At 32.4% G+C, this 22,807-nt stretch carries 19 protein-coding genes; 17 read left to right on the top strand and 2 right to left on the bottom strand.

The window, feature by feature from the left end:
* The first annotated feature begins 14 nt into the window (after positions 1-14).
* The 4 genes from gpmA (at position 15) to spoIISB (ending at position 2,218) form a co-directional block, all read left to right on the top strand.
* Entirely contained in the window at positions 15-752 is a 738-nt protein-coding gene (gpmA, locus tag ACYFX0_RS21500; RefSeq protein WP_000594159.1) for a 2,3-diphosphoglycerate-dependent phosphoglycerate mutase, read from the top strand.
* A gap of 238 nt (positions 753-990) precedes the next feature.
* The gene (locus ACYFX0_RS21495; protein ID WP_000624981.1) at positions 991-1,728 is read left to right on the top strand and encodes a type II toxin-antitoxin system SpoIISA family toxin; all 738 of its coding nucleotides are present in this window, start codon (positions 991-993) and stop codon (positions 1,726-1,728) included.
* Positions 1,729-1,840: 112 nt separating this feature from the next.
* Complete coding sequence (locus ACYFX0_RS21490) at positions 1,841-1,969, top strand: hypothetical protein (protein ID WP_000237817.1); 129 nt, start codon at positions 1,841-1,843, stop codon at positions 1,967-1,969.
* A 72-nt stretch (positions 1,970-2,041) separates the two neighbouring features.
* The gene (spoIISB, locus tag ACYFX0_RS21485; RefSeq protein WP_000852629.1) at positions 2,042-2,218 is read left to right on the top strand and encodes a stage II sporulation protein SB; all 177 of its coding nucleotides are present in this window, start codon (positions 2,042-2,044) and stop codon (positions 2,216-2,218) included.
* Positions 2,219-2,236: 18 nt separating this feature from the next.
* Here spoIISB and ACYFX0_RS21480 read toward each other — a convergent pair whose 3' ends face one another.
* A complete protein-coding gene (locus ACYFX0_RS21480) occupies positions 2,237-2,626 on the bottom strand; it encodes a YxeA family protein (protein ID WP_000712655.1) in 390 nt (129 codons plus the stop codon).
* 211 nt (positions 2,627-2,837) lie between these two features.
* Here ACYFX0_RS21480 and pepD point away from each other — a divergent pair, with 211 nt between their 5' ends.
* The 3 genes from pepD to ACYFX0_RS21465 all read left to right on the top strand — a co-directional run bounded on the left by pepD (position 2,838) and on the right by ACYFX0_RS21465 (position 6,060).
* Entirely contained in the window at positions 2,838-4,307 is a 1,470-nt protein-coding gene (gene pepD / locus ACYFX0_RS21475; RefSeq protein ID WP_000287540.1) for a beta-Ala-His dipeptidase, read from the top strand.
* Positions 4,308-4,619: 312 nt separating this feature from the next.
* Positions 4,620-5,429, top strand: a complete 810-nt coding sequence (locus tag ACYFX0_RS21470; protein ID WP_000678376.1) for a papain-like cysteine protease family protein — start codon at positions 4,620-4,622, stop codon at positions 5,427-5,429.
* Between the two features lie 25 nt (positions 5,430-5,454).
* The gene (locus tag ACYFX0_RS21465; protein ID WP_000527413.1) at positions 5,455-6,060 is read left to right on the top strand and encodes a hypothetical protein; all 606 of its coding nucleotides are present in this window, start codon (positions 5,455-5,457) and stop codon (positions 6,058-6,060) included.
* 140 nt (positions 6,061-6,200) lie between these two features.
* Here the strand turns inward: ACYFX0_RS21465 and ACYFX0_RS21460 are convergent, their stop codons facing one another.
* A complete protein-coding gene (locus ACYFX0_RS21460) occupies positions 6,201-6,452 on the bottom strand; it encodes a response regulator transcription factor (RefSeq protein WP_000821942.1) in 252 nt (83 codons plus the stop codon).
* 377 nt (positions 6,453-6,829) lie between these two features.
* Between ACYFX0_RS21460 and ACYFX0_RS21455 the strand changes: the two genes are divergently transcribed.
* From ACYFX0_RS21455 to ACYFX0_RS21410, 10 genes are all read left to right on the top strand, one after another.
* Positions 6,830-7,708: a helix-turn-helix domain-containing protein gene (locus ACYFX0_RS21455; RefSeq protein ID WP_000397974.1), complete on the top strand. Its 879-nt coding sequence runs from the start codon at positions 6,830-6,832 to the stop codon at positions 7,706-7,708.
* A gap of 147 nt (positions 7,709-7,855) precedes the next feature.
* Positions 7,856-8,134, top strand: coding sequence for an AbrB/MazE/SpoVT family DNA-binding domain-containing protein (locus ACYFX0_RS21450; RefSeq protein WP_106082470.1), 279 nt, complete (start codon positions 7,856-7,858; stop codon positions 8,132-8,134).
* A gap of 612 nt (positions 8,135-8,746) precedes the next feature.
* Complete coding sequence (locus tag ACYFX0_RS21445; RefSeq protein WP_001032355.1) at positions 8,747-9,997, top strand: hypothetical protein; 1,251 nt, start codon at positions 8,747-8,749, stop codon at positions 9,995-9,997.
* A 67-nt stretch (positions 9,998-10,064) separates the two neighbouring features.
* Positions 10,065-10,823, top strand: a complete 759-nt coding sequence (locus tag ACYFX0_RS21440; RefSeq protein ID WP_000347990.1) for a TSUP family transporter — start codon at positions 10,065-10,067, stop codon at positions 10,821-10,823.
* A 252-nt stretch (positions 10,824-11,075) separates the two neighbouring features.
* The gene (locus ACYFX0_RS21435) at positions 11,076-11,735 is read left to right on the top strand and encodes a CatB-related O-acetyltransferase (RefSeq protein ID WP_000682536.1); all 660 of its coding nucleotides are present in this window, start codon (positions 11,076-11,078) and stop codon (positions 11,733-11,735) included.
* A gap of 481 nt (positions 11,736-12,216) precedes the next feature.
* Positions 12,217-13,530 carry a D-alanyl-D-alanine carboxypeptidase family protein gene (locus ACYFX0_RS21430; RefSeq protein WP_081143199.1) on the top strand — a complete coding sequence of 438 codons (1,314 nt, stop codon included), beginning with the start codon at positions 12,217-12,219 and terminating at the stop codon, positions 13,528-13,530.
* Between the two features lie 457 nt (positions 13,531-13,987).
* On the top strand, positions 13,988-15,136 hold the full coding sequence (locus ACYFX0_RS21425) for an acyltransferase family protein (RefSeq protein ID WP_460271951.1): 1,149 nt from the start codon (positions 13,988-13,990) through the stop codon (positions 15,134-15,136).
* Positions 15,137-15,323: 187 nt separating this feature from the next.
* Positions 15,324-15,914, top strand: coding sequence for an SGNH/GDSL hydrolase family protein (locus ACYFX0_RS21420; RefSeq protein WP_000265867.1), 591 nt, complete (start codon positions 15,324-15,326; stop codon positions 15,912-15,914).
* A gap of 1,068 nt (positions 15,915-16,982) precedes the next feature.
* Positions 16,983-18,236, top strand: a complete 1,254-nt coding sequence (locus ACYFX0_RS21415) for an MFS transporter (RefSeq protein WP_460271950.1) — start codon at positions 16,983-16,985, stop codon at positions 18,234-18,236.
* Between the two features lie 13 nt (positions 18,237-18,249).
* Positions 18,250-22,806, top strand: a complete 4,557-nt coding sequence (locus ACYFX0_RS21410) for an amino acid adenylation domain-containing protein (protein ID WP_460271949.1) — start codon at positions 18,250-18,252, stop codon at positions 22,804-22,806.
* Position 22,807 lies beyond the last annotated feature (1 nt).

Genomic DNA, 22,807 nt, shown 5'->3' with positions numbered 1-22,807 from the left:
AAAGGGGAATTATAATGATAAAACTTGTACTTATTCGTCACGGACAAAGTTTATGGAATCTTGAAAATCGCTTTACTGGATGGACAGATGTTGATCTATCAGAGAATGGATTAAGTGAAGCGAGAGAAGCAGGAGCAATATTAAAGAAAAACAGATATACTTTTGATGTGGCTTATACATCTGTATTAAAACGCGCAATTCGGACGTTATGGATTGTACTTCATGAGATGGATCTTACTTGGGTCCCAATACATAAATCTTGGAAGCTAAATGAAAGACATTATGGTGCATTGCAGGGGTTGAATAAAGATGAAACTGCTCAAAAATATGGTGAGGAGCAAGTTCATATTTGGAGAAGAAGTGTTGATGTAAGACCACCGGCTCTTACTGAAGATGATCCTCGATATGAAGCGACCGATCCAAGATATAAAACACTCAAAAAAGGTGAATTTCCATTAACTGAATGTTTAGAGGATACGGAGAAGAGAGTACTTGCTTATTGGCACTCAGAAATAGCGCCGATATTAAAAAATGGTAATAAAGTAATTATTTCATCACACGGTAACACAATTCGCTCGCTAGTAAAATACTTAGACAACCTTTCGAGTGATGGTGTAGTTTCATTAAATATTCCAACTAGTATTCCGCTTGTTTATGAATTAGACGAAAACTTACGTCCGATTCGTCATTATTATTTAAGTATGGATGGAGAAGTACCTGAAGGGGAAATTCCGAAACATATTTCTTTTTAATACGAAAATTTGAAATGAATGCTTGTCTACATATACAATATAGACTCATGGTAAAGTAAAATTTTAATCAGTGGGGGTCTTACTGCCCACAAATAGCAGGATAAAAGACGTGGTACCTTCTAATATATATGCGATGTAGCTAAATTTAGAAGCTTGTCCATGTCTTTTGTCATAAAGAGAGCAGCTTGCGCATGTAATGATATCGTGAGTAGTTTTTGAATGGAGGGTGATGTGATTAATGATCTCTAACATTCGAATTGGCTTATTTGTTTTAGCGATTGTCTTTGTAGTCCTTGTTTTCTTTTATTGGAAAAATGAGGAGTTGTACGAGGAGAAAAAGCAACGTATTAGAAAGACTTGGTATGGTTTGTTTATCATATCTGTCACCGTGTATTTCATGATAAAAGGAATTGATTTAACCCTCTGGAAAAATCTTTTAATGTTTACTGCAATGGTTATTTTTGTTGATATTGCGTTCATTTTAACGCCTAATATTTCAGAAATATGGGGTGCGAAATTTAGCGATATTGGCAAGACAGTTCAATCAATAAAACGATCATTAATTGCATCTAAAGCGAGAGGAGAAATATACACCACAATTATTCAAAATGTTAATCCAGCAGTATTCGGTACGATGGAATGGCATACGGAAGAAGAATATACAAAGAGCTTAAATGTATTTTTAGATTCATATGGGGAAAAAATTGGCGCGAAAATTGTTGTTTTTGAAGCGGCAAAGGAATTAAATACAAACTTTCGTGGTATTCGCTCGCAATTTAGTATTATCGTTCCGTTAGAACATATCGAGCAATTGAATGAGCAGAAAGCAGTGCAAGTAGAAAATGTCGGGATCATACCAGCAAAAATAGTAAGTGATGTTTTCATTGTTATTGATGGAAAGAAAAATAACCTGCAAGATCGGGATTTTGAAAATGTATATAATTTAACAATACATCATAGTTATTTTAGTAAATAAGGACAGAATCTTTTTCTGTCCTTTTCTTCTATACATAAATTAAAAACAAAATCCGACAAAGTTGAATAAAATTGGACAATCATTCCTACACTAGCATGTAGAGGTGATTGTAGTGGTAAAAGATTATGACAATGATTTTTTTAAAGAAGATAACGAAGATACAACAGATTTCTCTTTAATAAAAGGGGATGCGTTGCAGCAAGTAGAAGAATTAGAAGAAGAATTAAAAAGAAAATCATAAGTGTACACTCTTTCTACATTTGCTATATAATATAAATAAAAGGTTGTATCTTTTTGAAAAGGGGGAGAAGAGATGGCTGAAGTCAATGTACAAAAGTCTTCGTTTTTTAAAGAAAAAAAAGAAGAATCCAATACAGATTTCTCTCTTGTGAAAGGTGCATTAACGGAGAATATAAATCGGTTAGAGAAACTGATGAATAATAGTAGTTCAAAATATATACAAGTGAAAAGAACAAAAGAAAATGCATAGAGCATTTTCTTTTGTTTTTTATTTAATAGTAAACTTATCTTTTACTTTTTTAGGTAAATCTGTTTTCTGAATCTCTTCATAGGACTTTACTTCAATTGATGATATTTCATTTTTGCTATTATCATCTTGATCTACATAAAGGCGTAAAAACGCGTCTTCATTTAATTTATGGTCGTTTTCTTTTTTTGTACTTCTAAATGTAATTTGTTTTTTGACACCATCTTCATGATATGCGGGCAGCGTATAGTTTCGTAAGTTTCTACCATCTACTTTTTCGATAGCTCCTTCGCCTTTTATCTGCATGTAATATACATCTTTACCAATTTTATTTAGTGACGCTCTCTCACAGCCAATAGTAAAACTAAAAAATAATAAACATAGTGTAATAATTGCTGCAAACTTTTTCATTTTCTTTATCTCCTTTAATGTGTTTCTTTAAAAAGTATACGACTATTATTAAATGAGAAAAATCGATATAGCTTACAACGCCCTTATAATGTTGTATGAGTGTTGTAAATAAAATGAACAATAAAAGTTAAAAGAAAGGTAAAATAATGAATCATGGTATAATGATAAAAGACTTACATACTATTTTTTCATTTTGAGAGGAGCTTGAAAAATGTATTCTACTTTAGAACAATTAACAAAGCACCCTGTATTTTATCATTTTGCAGAAATTTCAAAGATTCCTAGAGGATCAGGTAATGAAAAGGAAATTAGTGATTATTTAGTGGGCTTTGCAAAAGAGCGTAACTTAGAAGTCATTCAAGATGAAGCATTAAATGTCATTATTAAAAAAGAAGCAACAGCTGGTTATGAAAATGTACCAGCTATTATTATTCAAGGTCATATGGATATGGTTTGCGAAAAAAATCAAGCAACAGTACATGATTTTGAAAAAGATCCAATTGAATTACGAATCATTGGGGACATGTTATATGCAAATCAAACAACTTTAGGTGCTGATAATGGTATTGCAGTTGCGTATGCATTAGCTTTATTAGATTCAAAAGAAATTCCGCATCCAGCACTTGAAGTCGTTATCACTACTGAAGAAGAAACGACAATGGGCGGGGCTTTTGCTATTGATCCAAATCATTTTGAAGGAAAGATATTTATAAATATTGATTCTGAAGAAGATCATAAATTACTTGTAAGTAGTGCAGGTGGTGCGAAAGCTGTTGAAACAATTCCCGTAATTTGGGATGAAACACCAGCGAATATGGATGCATACCGTCTATATGTTGGCGGTCTAAAAGGCGGACATTCTGGTATGGAAATTGATAAACAACGCGGTAATGCGAACAAAGTATTAGGACGAGTGTTACGTGATTTATCAGCACATACGGAGTTTAACATAAGTGAAGTTCACGGCGGATTAAAAACGAATGCAATTCCGCGTGAAAGTGTAGCTACAATTTTAATTCGTACAGAAGATGTAGGGCAAGTAGAAGAAAAACTAGAATCATGGACACGTGTATTACAAGAAGAAATGCGTGCTGTTGATTCAGATGTTCATGTTACACTGACAAAATTGGATGAAACAGTTGAAAAAGTATTTGCTAAAGAGACACAAAAGCAGCTTATTTCATCATTATTCTTAATTCCGAATGGTATTCAAAGTATGAGCATGGATATTAAAGGTCTTGTAGAAAGCTCAACAAATTTAGGCGTTATTGAAACGTTGCAAGATGAAATTAAATTACGTAACGAAGTGCGAAGTTCTGTAAGTAGTTTAAAACAACATGTTGCAGAAGAAATCAAATATATTGCTGAATTAGTTGGTGCTACATTTGAAATAGAGTCAGAGTATCCAGAATGGCCATACAATCCAAACTCACAAATTCGTAATTTATTTGAAAAAGTACATCAAGAAAAATACAATAAAGAAATTGAAATCTTCGCTGTACATGCGGGGATTGAGTGTAGCGCATTCGTTCAAAAGATGCCTGAATTAGATGCAATTTCATTCGGACCAGACATCTTTAACGTCCACACTCCAGATGAACATATCAGTATCTCTTCTGTAGTGAATAACTGGGGATTCTTCGTTGATGTAATGAAGGGTACGAAAGAATTAGCTAAGTAATAACGACGAAATAAAAAGGAGCCTATAAAAATTTATAGGCTCCTTTTTTGTATTGGAATTTATCTCGCTATTTGCCGGGCAGTAAGACTCCCACCTCAAAATTCAGCGAGAGCAAAGAAGTTAGGTGGGGATCGGGCAGCCCGTAAAAGCCCGATTAGTTTAACTAATAATCAGTGAGGGATGAATAAAACCCCCACTGATTAAAGTTTTACTTTATGAGAAGTCATTTTTCGTTAGTATGTAATATTAAGCTTGAACAATTAATAAGGATGAATTGTTGATGTTTTTTAGTACTGATGAAGGGGTGGAGAAATGAAGGGAAGAAAGCATTTTATTGTTTGTATGGTTTTATTGTTCTTCACATTTAGTTTTATTGGTGTTCAGAAAATAATAGCAGAAGAAGTTGAATTTTCAGGGACAACAGCTCCATTGAATGTAAATGTTAGAGAGGCGAAAAGTTTGAATGCAAATATTGTAGATGTGATTCCCGGAAATACAAAAGTATCTTTTAAAGGATGGGAGTATGGTGAAGCGGTTAAAGATTACTGGACAGGAAATTTAGATAATCGTTGGTTTTACTATTTTAAAGATGGAAAAAAAGTATATGTAACGTCAGCGTATATTAATGGAAATCCTCCAAGTACACCAATAGACCGTAAATTATCTGTACCTAACATATTACAAGAAAGATCAAATTGGTGTTGGGCAGGCACTTCGGTTTCAGTTTTAAATTATTTTGGGAAAACTCCTTCACAAGATCAGTACGTTAGGTATGTTAAGGGTGGATCATATAATAATCCTGCAACTTCACGTGAAATACAATATGGATTATCGGGATATGGTGTTAGTTCAGCTATAAGTTCTGGAGCAAAATCGTATGATTGGTTCAAAAGTCAAATTAATAGTAATCAGCCGATGATTGTACTCATTATGTGGCAAAATGGAGCTAACATCGGACACTTTCTAGTACTTGATGGATTTTATAAAGGGACAAATGGAACAGATTATATAACGTATATGGACCCTTGGTATGGTGATCATTATAATCATAATTTCAGTACGTTCCATAACAATAATAATTTTTGGTGGAGTGAAACTGTTTATAATATCCATGCAAACTAATAATATTAAAAGCGGGGGTTCATAAATGGGAAATCTACTTAAGCTTGTGATACCGTGCATGTGTTTAATGACCGTTATTATTTTCGCTAGTAAAATTAGTTATGCATCAAAAAATAAAAGTGAATCAGTACAATCGATCGCATTAAAAGATTATCAATATAGTAAGGGAAGTTCTTCTGAAAATTTAAATTTTGAAAAAATAACAACATCTCCATTTTCGTTACCAATCTATGCAACAATTCCAGCACAGCAAATTTTAAATAGCTCTGAATTTAAGCAATTGCTATTACCAACAAATGAAAAGCTGTGGTTTATTATGAAGGGTGAGCAGCCAGAAGGACTAATTGTTGCGAATGATACTGAACCGATTCGAACGGGCGGAGAAAATAGAAGTAAAGATTTATATGGATTATATAAAGCAATAAAAAATAATACAAATGAAACAAAAGATATTAGTTATTTCGAATTTGAAGGGCAAGGAATATTGGTAGTAAATCAAAATAATGATCAAGAAATATACCTTAGTAAAGGTGCTGCTGCCATATTAAAACTTCCTGCTGGTCAAAAGGTATTGAGCAATGAAGTAATACAGAAAATGAAAGAGAGAATTGTAACTAGTTTTGAAAAGTAGGAAGGGCTAATTCTTTTTTGTGTTTATACAAGGTTGAACAGATAACAGGATTAATGGTAGCATTAGGGCTGTTTAAAAGCTAATATTGAATATAAAAAGGTTAGAGAAGTTAATTCTCTAACCTTTTTATATTCTGCTATCTACTGTACAACCTTTTTGCATAGCTGAATTTCCTTATTAGAAAATAAGGGTGCATCTATAAAACCATAATGATAAACTAAAATACCTAATTCCACTCTAGAATTAATATGCCATTTTTCTTTAATATGATTAATTATCGTTGAAATTCTTCTAGGGGTAACATATATTTTTCTGGAAATTTCTGCATCTGTATATCCTTTTGCTACATAAATAGCCACTTCTAATTCTCTTTCGGTTAATATTCTTTTCATAAAATAAGCCCCTTCGAAATTGTTTATATAAAATCAAAAGAAACTATTAAAAAAAATAAAGGTCAAAAATCATATTTATTTCTTTTAATTTCGCTATTTGCGGGCAGTAAGATTCTCACCTCAAAATTTAGCTGTGACAAAGAAATCGAACTACCTGTAAACGCCTGCTTGGAGTGGACTAATAATCAGTGGTGATGAATAAAACTCCCATTGGTTATTAGTGAACTTTATTGTAATAATTTCTCATATTGTGATACAAGTTTGTAAAAAACTATAAATCCATATAAATAGTAATTGTAACTATACTAATTTTACATTACATTAAAAGTTGGAAAATATTCTTATACTCATAAAGTGTTACATTTGAGGGAGGAAAGATGGAATTCTACAATCTTGGTATTATTATTAAAGAACTTAGAAAGAAAAAAAATATGTCACAATCTGAATTATGTCATGGAATATGTTCACAAAGCCAAATTAGTAAGATAGAAAAAGGGATTATTTATCCATCTAGCATATTGTTGTATCAACTATCTGAAAGACTTGGTATTGATCCAAATTATATATTTGCACTGACCAAAAATAAAAAAATAAAATATATTGAAAATGTAAAATGTGTAATGAGAGATTGTGTGAAACAAAAAGAATATAATGAGCTTTACGAAATAGTGAAAAAAGAGAAAAACGAAAATAATTTCCAATCAAAAGAAGATAAACAATTTCTATTATGGCATGAAGCGATTGCTATATATTATGTAAATGGAGCAACAATTAATGCTTTTGACATTTTAAATAGAGCACTAAAACAAACTTTAAGTAGTAGTAACTTTTTATCAGAAAAAGAAATAAGCATAATGAATTCAATTGCTATAATACATGCAGAAAATGAAGAGTATGAGAAAAGCATAAATATATTAAAACAAAGTTTAATTAATTTTAATAAGATAGAATTTCCTAGAGAAAAAGAAATCAAATTAAGACTCATTCATACGTTAACAAAATGTCTACACCTTGCAAATCAATATGAAGAAGCGATTAAGTATAGTGAAATAGGTATAAAATTAGCCATAAATATGAATACTTTATACTTATTAGGTGAATTGTTTTTTGAAAAAGGTGCAATTTTATTGAAAGTTCAGCACTCTAATGAAGTTGGTTTAACATACATAAAAAAGGCATTATTTATATTTGAACTAACAGAAAGAAAACAATATATAAAAATGATCAAGGATAAATATATTAAAAATGAAGAATAAACAAGAAACAAGAAACAATCCTAACATAAGCTATTTTTAATTGGTATTTATTCCTAAAAAAAGTACTGTAATACGAACTATTCCTTATTGTTGTTTATTGCTAAAATAAGTACCGTAATATTAGATAAAAATAAAGGGTGGCATTTTATGAAATTAAGAGGGATTACTCGTAAAGCAGATAGCATGGGGCGTATTGTTATTCCAATGGAAATAAGACGGAGTTTAGGAATTGTAGAAAAAGATTCTCTTGAAATGTTTATAGAAGAGGATCAGATTATTTTACGAAAATATCAATCTCCAAGAGCTTGTGCACTTACAGGTGATATTTCAGACAGCAATATTTCGTTAGCGAATGGGAAGATTATTGTAAGTCCAGAGGGGACGGAACTATTAATAAAGAAGTTACAGCAATATCTTTTAAAATAAAAGGTAAGTAAGGATTTTAAAATAGAATATTCTTGTAAAGAAAGTCCTCTATCATTTAGGGGGCTTTTTTATCCGCTATTTGCCGGGCAATAAGACCCCCACCTCAAAATTCAGCGGAAGCAAAGAAGTTAGGCGGGGGCCCTGTTGCCCGTAAAATCCCGATTGGTGAGGGCTGATTAAAGTTCCACTTTATTACAGTTAGTTCAATGAAATACAAATTACCTTAAAATAGTCTGACTATTTTTTATAAAAAAAACTATTCGTTTACATTTTTTGGTTTCGTGTTATATTTTTATTGTTAATATTAGTGTATTGAAAATTCTGATTTCAATCTTAGGAAAATTCTAGGGAAAGGAATATTTGTGCTTGAATTGAAAATCCTATAAACATAGTTTGAAAGTAAAGTATGAAAAGAAATCTCCATTAAATATACTAATTTAATGGAGATTTACGGGGTTAATGTAACTAAAAAGAAATTTTGTTTACTCCACGTTTATGCTCTGTAATTTGGTAACTGTAATAGCTCTGACGAAAAGCAAAGGAGCAAAAAAGAAGTAGGTAGTTTATTTAATAGAAGATATGGTGAAAAAATAAAACAACGGAGGTTTTATAATGAATAAAGGAATACTGCAGATTACAGAAATCGAAGAAATTAGCATTCCTAATGTATTGAAGGATAAAATCAAGAATCTAATAGACCATGAATTAAAAACTCATAATCCTTATACTTGTGATCAAGAAATAGCTGCAAGCTTTTCAAGAGAGTGGCTTAATTGTTTGATTGATTATTCAAAGAAAACTTCGAATTCAGATATGAAAAAACTACTACATATGATAAAAGTAGCGAATTGTGGTGGAAACGTACCACCTACTCTTATTAAAAATATTCCATGTGATCCTATGGAAACCCTATTACCTGGGGAAAATCGCAAAGGTTTTAATTATGGTGAAGACGAAGACGATAGAATGAAAAAATATTTTTATGCAGAATGGGTCACATGGCTTTTTGCCACACTTTTTAATTATGATGCTTTAATTCACCCATCCGAACATGCAGGGAAAAATAGATTTCACCTCATTTCCCCTTTGAACAACGATGAAGTTTTGCGAAATGTCGGTGCAAGCACCGGTGGCGGGAACTTTTATCAACATAACGATGCCACAGTGTATACAGACATGAAAGACCAATCAGATATTGAAGCAAGATTGAAAATATTCAATACGAATTTAGAAATTGTATCAAATAGACTTAATAAATCCGTGGAACGAATAGTGTCTGAAATTACTTGTGGAAAATTTACTAGAGTTGATGCTCTTTTATTAAAAGGAGTGTTAAATTTAAAAACTCAAACTCATATTGGAACGCCAAAATTACTTCAAAAGCATCTTGAAGAAAATCACTTCAGTAAAGATGATATATTGGCGATAAGTAAAATGCCTATTGCTCATATCGCAGGAATGGCGGATGGTGAAATATCGGGATTTGTAGGGGAAATAAACCAAATCATATTTTTGGATGATAATGGTGATATTATTGCAACTTGTTTGAATGGAGCAGAAAATAGATTGATTTATGTGGGAAAAAGTGAAGAAGAAAAATTGAAATTTGACATGTTTTTAGAACTCTTACGAACAACGCCCACTTATAAGGTTCCACTTACATCTGAAGATTTATTAATTATTCCAAATTCATACTATGGTAAACAAACAAATGTAACTCATGGTAGGGAAAGGTTATCTGAGGAAGAATATAAAATTCCGATTGGAGATAATAAGTACGGAAGAAGAATTGTTTGCAGGCAGTACGTTTCCAGCCGATTACGTGATCAGAAAGAAAGTTACTTTACAGATATTATTAACTAGTTTAAAGAGAGGAGGGACGATGGGGAGGTTTGGGGTATAATAGCTCAAGCCTTCCCATATTCTTTGTATGGATTTTACTATTGAATTACTCATATTACTATTTTTAGTAGCTGTATTAGCAGGGTGGATAGATACAATTGCTGGAGGCGGTGGTATGATAACTATCCCGATAATGTTATTAGTAGGTATGTCTCCTTCTGTAGCGATAGCAACTAATAAACTGCAAGGGAGTAGCGGAACTCTCATGGCGACAGTGTTTTTTATTAAGAAGAAAGAAATTAATCTTAAAGAAATGCGTTTGTCCATCTTAATGACCTTTTTTGGATCAGTTTTGGGTGGATGGCTTGTTTTACAGATACGGGCAGAATATCTAATCATGATATTACCTTTTTTACTTATTATTATTGGTCTTTATTTTCTATTATCTCCAAATATAGCAAACGAAGATCAACCGAGAAAAATAAGTATGTTGTTGTTTGCGTTAACAGTGGCTCCATTCCTTGGATTTTATGATGGTTTCTTCGGCCCAGGAACAGGTAGCTTGATTGCTTTAGCGTTCATTCTTTTATGTGGATATAGTGCTACACGGGCAACTGCAAATGCTAAGATTTTGAATTTTACTAGTAATTTCGCTGCTTTGTTGTATTTTATTATTTTTGGCCAAATCGATTGGACAATTGGATTGATTATGATGCTTGGTCAAATTATAGGGTCATATATTGGGGCGAAGATGGTGCTTACAAAAGGGACGTCATTAATACGACCAATAGTGGTTATTGTTTGCTTTGTCATGGCAATTAAGATTTTTTTACAAAATATGAACTAAATGTAATAAATATAGTATTTGTATCGAAGTTAGAGTGTTTTCATATTGTTATTGTAGTATTACACTGTTTAAGATGTGTTCAAAATTACACAATTTGACTAGTGTAATGTATTGCGTTATGCTTTTTCTATTATAAAAGAAAGGCTTGAAGATAATGATTCGTCGTTTGAGAAAGCTAAAAAATGTAGCAGTCGTAGTAAGCTTCTAAGTAAATAGCAAAATATATAATACTTAGAAGCGAGGAATAAAGTTATGAAGCATCCATTATTTAATCATTGGTCAGAAACAAAATATATAAAAGATATAGTAACAAATCCACTCATTGAAGTAGGAGAATACTCCTATTATTCAGGGTATTATGGTCATCAAAATTTTGAAGATGGTTGTGTAAGGTATTTGTGGGGGGATGCTAAGTCACAAGCACTGTTTAATCCAATTGAACAGATGGGATGGCATCTTGATAAACTCATTATTGGGAATTATGTTTGCATTGCAAGTGGAGTAGTCATTTTAATGGGTGGTAACCATAATCATCACTCAGAATGGATTACAGTATATCCATTCGCTGAGCAAATTGAACAATCATATGAAACTAAGGGCGATACAGTCATTAAAAGTGATGCTTGGATTGGAATGAATGCTATAATAATGCCTGGCGTTACTATTGGTGAAGGTGCAATTGTTGCTGCAGGATCTGTCGTAAGTAAAGATGTTCCGCCGTATACAATAGTTGGTGGAAATCCTGCTAAGGAAATAAAGAAACGATTCACTGATACAGAAATAAACATGTTAATGGAAATGCGTTGGTTTGATTGGGATAGGAAATTGATCGAGAAGGCAATTCCGCTGTTATCTAGTCCATCCATTGAACCATTATTTGCTTTTTATAAAAATGAAGTAAAAAATAAATAAATTAGTTAGTTAGAAAAACTACATTCAGTATTGGGTGTAGTTTTTTTATTACAAAAAACTAATGGTTTAGACTAAAGAAAATTTATCTCTAATATAAGTCTAGCAAATAGCTCAATTGAATAATTAAAATCCCGATTGGTGAGGGTTAATAATTAGTGGGGATGAACAAAACCCCCACTGATTAAAGTTTCACTTTATTTTTTGTAAATGTGGAACAAATGTATTATGTAGATTGTCTATTAATTGTAATCCTAAAAAATATGAAAGTGCGAATCATTTTAAAAAATATAAGGGGATTAAAAATAAGGATATGCGTGGGAATACAAAGTATCAGGGCACCTAAAAGTGTCAGATGAGATGGTCTATATGAAAGCAATCCTAACGTTTAATATGTATATACAATTTGAGAACACTTTCTATTTTTTTGAGATTATGTTAGAATAACGCTTTTTTGAGTACAAAGATATTGGAGGTAACAGAAGTGAAAGGTATGTTTTGCAAGAGATTTATTGCAATAGTAACAGTGCTTACACTATTTTTTAGTATGTTCGTTACATTTGGAAGAGCAGCAGCGGAAACAGTTTCTGCTATAGAGGTTGAAGCAGGATCAGCAATTTTAATAGAAGCAAATTCCGGAAAAATTTTATATCAAAAAAATGCAGATGAATCATTGGCAATTGCTAGTATGACAAAAATGATGAGCGAATACTTAGTTCATGAAGCGGTAGATAAAGGAAAACTTAAATGGGATCAAAAAGTTAAAATTTCTGAATATGCACATAAGATTTCGCAAGATCGTTCATTATCAAATGTTCCATTAGAAAATGGTGGCTCTTATACGGTAAAAGAGTTATATGAGGCAATGGCAATTTATTCTGCAAATGGTGCAACAATTGCTTTAGTTGAAGAGATTGCTGGTAAAGAGGGCAATTTTGTAAAAATGATGAACGATAAGTCGAAAGAGTTTGGAATGAAAGATTATAAATTTGTAAACTCTACAGGCTTAACAAATCAAGATTTAAAAGGATATCACCTAGAAGGGACAACTCTAGACGAGAAAAATAAAATGTCTGCAAGGGATTGTGCAATTTTAGCACAACGTCTTATTCAAGATTTTCCCCAAATATTGAATACAGCAAAAATTCCTAAAAAAACATTCCAAGAGGGTGGTAAATATCCAATTGATATGGCGAACTTTAACTGGATGTTAAAAGGTTTAATTAAGCAATATGAAGGTGTAGATGGTTTGAAAACAGGAACGACTCCAGAAGCGGGAGATTGTTTCACTGGTACAGTAGAAAGAAATGGTATGCGCCTAATTTCTGTAGTGATAAAAGCAAAATCTCATACGGCACGCTTTGATGAAACAAAGAAATTATACGATTATGGATTTGCGAATTTTGAAGTGAAGAATGTCTACGGAAAAGATTCAGTAGTAAAAGGACATGAAACGGTACGAGTAGCAAATGCAAAAGAGAAAGATGTAGTAGTTCAAACGAAGCAAGCTGTTTCACTTCCAATGCGGAAGGGAAACAAAGACGGTTATAAAAAAGAATTTAAAGTATCAAATAAAGAACCAGAAGCGCCTATTAAAAAAGGTGTAACAATTAGTAAAATAATTATCTCGCCTAAAGATAATACCGATCCTGGGTTCTTATCAGGTAATTCATTACAAATAGACCTTGTAACAAAATCTGATGTGGAACAAGCAAATTGGTTTACACGTTTTATACGTAAAACTGGATCTTTTTTTAGTGGTATGTGGGATAGTGCGATTGATATAGTAAAAAGCTAATTTTATAGGATACAACTAAATATTAGTTTGAAACAAAAGGTTTCAAAGTATTATAGATTCTTATGTGGATAGTTTGGAATGAAAGATTGTATTACTTTTCAAATTTGGTCCTTCGGAACTTTTTGTATTTCTATTAAGCTAAAATAAATTTGTATCCATATACTCCAAAAACGCTATTCTTTTTGTAGAAATATACAGAAGGGATGGCGTTTATTATGAATCTTTCGATTTAAAGGATTCTGGTGCAAGGTTAGTTTAATAAAGTTACATGATGAAAAACCACCCATTAAAGTTTCACTTTATAAAAATTTAATAAAATCTTTTCTTTGTATTAAATATTTTGTTTTAAATTATGTATATAAAGAAATGGAGGTCAAATTAACTTTTTACTGCTTATATTAGGAATTTAAAGAAACGATGTGTACAATTCTCTCACTACATTCGCATAGTGGCCTTTATGAAAAGCAAAATCTACAATTTACAAGGAGAACATTTTATGAGTAAGAGAATAAAAGAATTAGATTCCATACTAGGGTTAGCGGCACTTACTGTGGTATTTGGACATTTTTGTTTAATGCTACCATCGTTGCCTAATTCTATTAAATTTTCCCCGCTTAGGTTTTTATGGGCGGGTGGGGAAGCTGTTATCGTTTTTTATGTACTAAGTGGTTTTGTGTTATCGATGGCACTTTATCATTCAAAAACAAATTATTGGGGATATTTAATTAAGAGATTTGTAAGAATCTATATTCCTTATTATTTTTGGATAATTGTTTCCTTTGTTTTATTTATTTTATTTTCGTCGTATGAAGTGGTAGGACTACGGGATTGGTTCTATGATAGGTGGCAAGGGTCTATAACAAAATTAGATATTCTAAACCACTTTGTGCTTCTTAATAACTTTTTTACGGAAAATTATAATCCAGTTATTTGGTCATTGGCTCAAGAAATGCGTATATCTATTGTGTTTCCTTTGTTATTCCTTCTTTTTTATAAATTGAATTGGAAGAAAACGATACTATTTGCTTTGAGCTTTTCTTTAATTAGTGTTTTTCTTAATGTGTTGTATATTGGGAAAGCTGAAGGATTTTATAATGGTTATGCTGATACACTGCATTTTACATCTATGTTTATGGTTGGAATGTTACTTTTTAAGTATCAGGAAAAACTTATCTACTCATATAGGAATATGAAAAAATTTAAAAAAGGATTTCTTATTGCATTAGGGATTATTCTGTATTTATATTCCATTTTAATTTATGGTTTTTCCCGTAATGATACTACTTTCTTATTAAAAGATTGGGGTGTCGTAATGGGGGTTGGTATATTTATTATAATGGCTATGAGTAACCTAAAAGTAAAAGCATTTTTAAATAAGAGTGTATTTGTATATTTAGGAGAAATTTCATACAGTATCTATTTGTGTCATTTTCCAATCATGATGGTACTATTTAAACTTTTGTATACAAAGATACCTATCTTTTTCCTTCTTACTTTATGCATTGCAATGACACTACTTTTTTCTATAGTTTCATATCATTTAATCGAAAAGAAATGTATCAACTGGGCAAAACAAAGAACAACCAATTTTTTGAAAAAAGTATAATTCCTAGAGAAATTTTATTTCTTTAGTAAATATACGAATATGACCGATTCCTAAGTATACTTAGGAATCGGTCAATTTTGGATTCTAAATGTAAATATAATTGAAATCGAAAACCACTTAGAAATAACAATTACGGTGTGAGCTATTGTATAGTATAGATATGGTTAATAATAAAGGGGGAATACATATGTGGAAGCGATTTGTAGCAATTGGTGATAGTTTTACAGAGGGGATAGGGGATGAAGTTGAGGGAATTGCATTAAAAAGCTGGATAGATCATTTTGTTCAACTGTGTGAAAACGATATAAAATATGCTAATTTGGCAAAGCGTGGCTTAGTAACTAAAGAAATTCGCTCGCAGCAATTGGAAAAGGCGTTAACTTTTAATCCAGATTTGGTTAGTCTCATTGCAGGGGCAAACGATGTTTTAAAAGGACGTTGGAATCATGATGCATATAAGAACGATATGGAATTTATGATAGATTCATTAAGTAAAGCAGGGGCTGATATTATTATAGCAAACCTTCCTGATTTTACAGTTAGGCTTCCTTTTGCTTCTGAAAAAAAACAAGTAATAAAAGAACAATTATTAGAGGCAAATGAAGTTATACGTTCACTGAGCAGAGAATATAAGTTTCATCATGTTGATTTTTGGAATCATCATTTAGTTAATGACAATACGCTTTGGTCTAAGGATTTAATTCATCCAAACTCAAAAGGATATGTAAAAGTTGCTGATTTGATTTTTAGTAGTTTGTCTGTACAGAAGACAAAATAATAGTTTGCAATTTAACGAATATGATATTAATTGTGATAAGCTATGTTTTTTAGTAAATGGAGAGAACTAGAAATTTAGCATACAAAGCGTATCTACGATATATTTCTACAGTAGTGCATAAATGTAGAATTACAAAGAAAGATCACTTATGGAAATAGGTGGTCTTTAAACGTTTTTATAACTAAATTAAAATATATACTGTAGTACTAACAATTTCGTACTACATAAAAATTAAGTTCTCTTATAGAAAAACTGATTTTATATTATCTTAAAATATAATAACATATTCAAATCATATTTTGGGTGTGTATCCTAATTGTGAATAATTTGTAATTTTTTTGAAGTGTAAATATCTAATAAATAAAATAGGTAGTAGGTGCAGAAGTATTAATACTATATTATTCAATTCTGTTATGAGTACATTAGTAATTGGTAGTATTATATTTTTATTATCAATTTTAGTTATTGGAATTAATTTGCATAGAAAATATGTAGGATAAGAAAAGATAAATATACTTTATTGTATATTTATCTTTTTGTTTAGTAGGATTTATAGTCTCTTTAAACTATTATGTTAATAAAATTAAGAAACTTAATTTTTGATATCCTTATGGCTAAAGCCATCTATAAACTGACAATATAACTAAATAATTGTTTGGTATGATTTGTGGGTTGGTTTTTTTATCCGAATTTTCTGATTCAAATATTTCAACTTTATGAATATAGTAGGTGAAATATTTGTGTGATAGTATTTGAGATAGAAAAAAGCCAACTTTAAAAAGGATGTGAATTGAATGTGCAAACAACTATAAATGGTTATATTAAGGTAATGTTTAGCTGTTTTTTAGTGTAAGGTAAAGGTCTATGTTGTAACAGTTGATATAAATACGAAGAAATAGGTGCGCCTAAATTTATCTGACTTTTTTAAATAAACTAAACCTTGAGATTAGTCTAGGTTTTGACGAAGTTACATTCTAGGTGAAATCTTTATAATGATTAATTAGGTTTAATAAAGGGGTACCTTATACGCAAAAGCGTTTATATTAGTAACCTAAGGAGCTTGCTTTTATGAAAACTACTGATTCAAAAGGCCTATTAGGAAATAGGGTTTATTTACAAGTTTTCTCTGCTTATTCATTGCTTATGCTTGGTGTTTTTATTGATATGTTAGCGATTATGACTATAGTTGGGTTTGAATGGGAAGTAGATCCTACTATGATTGGATTGATCCCTGTTGCATATGCACTTCCTGGAATTATTTTTGGTTCATGGGCAGGTGTTATTGCAGATCGTTTTAGAAAAATTCCAATTATGATGTTCTGTAATCTAATGGTTGGTCTAATAACAATTGCTCTTTTATTTGTACAAGATATCCACTGGCTCTTAGTGGCATTAATGATTCGTTCCATTTTTATTGTTTTCTATTATCCTGCACAGCAAACACTAACAAGACAGATTGTATCCCCGGACTTACTTACTAAAGCAGTAAGTATCAACGGAATAGTAGAGCAGGGTACCAAGATAGTAGGTCCACTTATAGGGGGCATGTTGCTGAGCTGGTTTCAACCAGAGTTCTGCCTCATTATAAGAGCTATAAGTTGTTTATTAGCTACCTTAGTTCTCATACCCACAATAAAATTTAAAGAAACTATATCGAAAGAATTTGTTGAAAAGCAAAAACAAAGTACTTGGACCGCTTGGGTACAAGGGTGGGGTTATGTGTTATCTAATCGGATAATATTATCAACCATGATTTTCGTTACAATAGCCATGGCAGTATTACAATTAGTAGACTCACAATTCCCAACTTTATTTAAGAACTTATTCCCACATGATAAAAGTAAAATGGGATATATCATTTCTATTATTGGTCTTGGCGGAATACTTGGTGCACTACTAACTCAGAAATTAAAACAATTTCAATATGGCTGGGTAGTATGTGGAGGTATGGTTTTAATGGGAATTGGTTTTGGGGGGATTGGTTTGATAACGCCCGGTACGGTCTTCGTTTTAGCCTATTTAATTAGTTTTATCGCTGGTATCGGAAGTGGGCTGATGCTTGTATCTAATCAAGTCATTTTACAAATAGAATCCGACCAAGATCAAGTAGGAAGAGTATTTGGTATACAAAGCAGTTTAACAAACGCAGTTCTAATTATTTCTCCTGCTATGAGTGGCCCATTAGTGCATTTGTTTGGAGTAACTCAACTCTATGTTTATGGAGGGATTGGGCTTGTTATTATTGGAGTAATTGGAGTTTCACTGCAGAAATATTTATGGGCTAAACATAAACACGAACCTATAAGAGCAAATAATTTTTGAAGGGGAGATTTTTATGACCAATGAGGAATGTTATCCATTAAGCCATCCGCAGCGAAGAATATGGTATACAGAAGTTATTCATTCTGATAAAGGAATATGTAATTTAAGATTTTTATTTAAACTTCATCGGAAAATGAATTATTCAAAATTAAACCAAGTTGTGAATCGCGTTATCAGTGAAAATGACGGTCTGTGCATTAGGTTAAAAGAAAATGGGCATCAGGAACCGAAACAATATTTTATTAAACATGAAGAACAAGAATTTGAGTTTTTTGATTTCAGTAATGTGGAGAATACAAATTTGCTTGAGGAATGGATTGAGCAGAAAACAAAAGAAACGTTTACATTATTTAATTCAGATTTATACTATTTCGCTTTAATAAAATTAAACGATAATGAATGTGCAGTCTTTGGAAATGTTCATCATATTATTATGGATGGTTTATCAATTCAAATATTTACTGAGCAAATTGCAAAATATTATTATGAAATGCATAACGAGAATGAGGAAGGCGAAATTAAAAATTCATATGTTCAATTCCTGACCAATGAACAAACATACTTGAATAGTAGTCGCTTTCAAAAAGATCAAAAATTCTGGTTAGAGGAATTTAAAACACTGCCATCTGTGACTGGATTGAAGCCCTATAATACGTACCAAGTTAGTACCAAAGCATCACGTGAGACATTTATATTAACGGAGCATTTGAAGAGAAAGATAGAAAAATTTTCTGAAGATTACAAAATTAGTTTATACACTTTTTTTGTTGCTGCTTTCTCGTTGTCCATGTATCGGTGGACTTCATCGCTTGATATTGGTTTAGGAATGGCTTACGGCAATCGTATGACTAAAATGGAACGAAAATTGATTGGAATGATGGTGAGTACAGTTCCTTTAAGAATGGATATTGATCCAGAAGAAGAAGTACTTTCATTTATTAGCAGGGTGTCCAGAAAACAAAGCAAATTATTGAGGCACCAGAAATATCCATTTGATTTGTTGTTAAAGCAGATTAATAAAGGGAATAATAGTAATGTGAGACTTTTCGGAACTACGATTGATTATAGGGATCGCGATGAAAGTGGTGACTCACTATGGATTCCAAACCATGAAGAGGTACAAGATTTTGCAGTGCATATTGAAAATCTAATTGATATTGACTCTTTACATGTACATATTGATTATCGTGAGGAGCTATTTTCTAAGGAAGAGATAAAACGTTTTTTTAACGTGATGTTAGCGATAATGGAAAACACTTTTGAAAAACCAAAGCAGAAGGTAGCTGAAATAGAAATCATTTCTGAGGAAGATAAAAGAATAAGTTTAGTTGAGTTCAACAATCCTAAACTGAATGTCCCACCTCAAGTAACTATTCATGAAATATTCGAACAGCAAGCGATGATTTATCCAAATACTATTGCAGTTACGTATGAAAAAGAAAAAATTACTTATAAGGAGCTTAATGAACGTGCAAACCAGTTAGCTCATTATTTGCAGAAAAAGGGAGTAGGACCTGATACTTTAGTTGGAATATGCGTTGAACGTTCCCTCGAAATGATTGTAGGTATTTTAGGGGTTTTGAAGGCTGGTGGGGCTTATGTTCCACTTGATCCAACATATCCAGAGCAGCGACTTCAATATATTTTAGAAGATGCTAGCATTCAGTTATTCGTGACGCAAGAAAGTTTAAAAGAATTGAAATGGTTACCAGAAAATGTTGAGTCGATTTGCCTGGATCGTGATCAAGATGAGATTGGGAAAGAAAGTAAGACTTTGCCGCTTTCTGATGTCGGTCCAAAAAATCTGGCATATGTAATCTATACTTCGGGATCAACGGGAAATCCAAAGGGCGTTATGATAGAGCATCACAATGTCATTCGGTTATTTAAATCAACGGATTGTTGGTATCAGTTTAATGAAAAAGATACTTGGACGCTTTTTCATTCGTATGCATTTGATTTCTCAGTATGGGAAATTTGGGGAGCATTATTATATGGTGGAAAATTAGTTGTTGTTCCGTACTGGATTAGTCGATCACCTAAGGATTTTTATCAATTATTGGTGGAGGAAGAAGTCACAGTTCTAAATCAGACACCTTCCGCATTTCGACAATTAATACGAGTGTGTGAACAAGAAGATAAGAATAAAAATTTGCAGCTACGTTACGTAATATTTGGCGGAGAAGCATTAGAACCTATTAGCTTGTTACCGTGGTTTCAAAGGTATGGTGAGAAAAACCCACAGTTAATTAATATGTATGGAATTACAGAAACTACAGTTCATGTTACATATTATCCAATTACTCTAGATGATGTGCAGCATGCTTCAAGAAGTAATATTGGAAAGCGGATTCCCGATTTAGAAGTGTATATACTAGACGCTTATCAACAACCTGTTCCTATAGGTGTTGATGGTGAACTTTATATTGGTGGAGCAGGATTGGCACGTGGATATTTAAATAGACCTGAATTAACAGCAGAGCGTTTTATATCTCATCCATTTAGTAGTGATCCGAAAGCAAGATTATACCGGACAGGAGACTTAGCGAGGTATTTGCCAGATGGGAATCTAGATTATCGTGGAAGAATTGATCATCAGGTTAAAATACGTGGTTTCAGAATTGAAATTGGGGAAATTGAGTCTACTTTACATACATATGCATATGTAAAAGAGGCAGTTGTAATTGTAAGAGAAGATCAGCCGGGCGATAAAAGATTAGTAGCATATGTTGTAGGAGATGGAAATGTAGATGCGTGGAGAGAGTATCTTAAAGCGAAACTACCAAGTTATATGGTTCCTTCGGGATTTGTGGCGATGGAAGCTATTCCACTTACAGCTAACGGTAAAGTTGATCGTGAGGTCTTACCTATGCCGGAGGAAAAGCAGATTAATAGTGAATGTGTTGGCCCTCGGAATAGTAACGAACAGATACTGACTACCATTTGGAAGCGAGTATTAGGTGTTAAAAAGGTGGGAATCTATGATGATTTCTTTGAAATTGGTGGCGACTCGATTCTCAGTATTCAAATCATATCTCAAGCAAGTCAAGTGGGGTTAAAACTTACTCCAAAGCAAATGTTTGAATGCCCAACTATCGCTGAGCTGGCACAAGTGGCTATAGAAACGCAGGGAGTACAAGCGGAGCAGGGAATTGTGATAGGTGATGTGCCTCTTACTCCAATTCAGTGCTGGTTCTTCGAGCAAGAACATCCACATACAGAGCATTGGAATCAATCAATGCTTTTAAGAGTAAAAGAAAGATTGGATGTGAAATTACTAGAGGGAGCGATATTAAATTTACTCAAACATCATGATGCTTTACGTTTCCGGTACGAACAGTTACCAAACGGAACGTGGAGGCAGAGAAATGAAGGGACTGATGAGCTGTCAGTACTCCATGTTGTAAAACGGAATCAAGTTAATGAAAAAGAGTGGAATACAATAATACAAGAAGAAATGAACATTAATCAAGCTAGTTTCAATTTAGTTACTGGTCCGTTAATGAGAGTAGTGTACTTTGAAGATAACTTGACTGGAAATAATCGAATATTCTGGGTGATTCATCATTTAGTAGTAGATGGAGTATCATGGAGGATTCTATTGGAAGATTTACAGACGGTATATAACCAGATGAAACAAGGTCAAGAAGTTCGCTTACCTGCGAAAAGTACATCTTTTAAAGATTGGTCTGAACGACTCCAGACGTACAGTGATTCAGGTATTTCGAAAGAAGTACAAGATTATTGGAATGAACAAGTAGAAAAAGAAACGATGAAAATTCCAATGGACTATCCAACACAAGAAACAACAGAAGAATGGATTGATCAAGTGACGAGGACTTTAGGAATAGAAGAAACACATGAATTGTTACACGAAGTTCCAGTAACTCATAAGACAATGATTGATGAGGTACTATTAACGGCATTAGGACAAGCTATCGTCGATTGTACAAATCAGCAAACGGTTTCTATTCATATAGAAGGACACGGAAGAGAAGAGGTAATTGAAGGTATTGATTTATCAAGGACAGTGGGCTGGTTCACGAGTATTTATCCCGTTCACCTCAATTTTCAAGGAACTCAAACACCTATTGAAGGGTTAAAGGCTATCAAGGAACAATTACGTCGAATCCCAAATCGCGGAGTTGACTATGGTATTTTACGTTACTTGAATAAAGGATTACTTCCGTTTTATCAGCAAAAGCCTTCAATAAGTTTTAACTATTTGGGCCAATTTGATCAGGTTTTCTCAAGGGAATCTTTGTTTATGCAAGAGACAGAATTTACATTTTTAGATCATGCTCCAGATTCCAAACCATCTCATCTAATTGATGTTATCGGAATGGTGAAAGATGAAAAGTTACATTTTGTTTGGATGTATAGTAGAGAACAGTTTTCTAAATTAAAAATTCAATTGATAGCAGATGGTATGTTGAGGCATCTTCGTCAACTTATAAATAAACCAACAACAGAGTCTGCTTTTACGGTATCAGATTTTGCTGATGCAGAGGATCTTACGGAAGAAAGCTTGAGCAAAGTATTACTTAAATTAACAAAGAAGAGGGTGTAAA

Source organism: Bacillus sp. NEAU-Y102 (assembly GCF_054788175.1).
The sequence above is the reverse complement of the archived record's forward strand: the minus strand, read 5'-3'. Positions and strand labels throughout refer to the sequence as shown.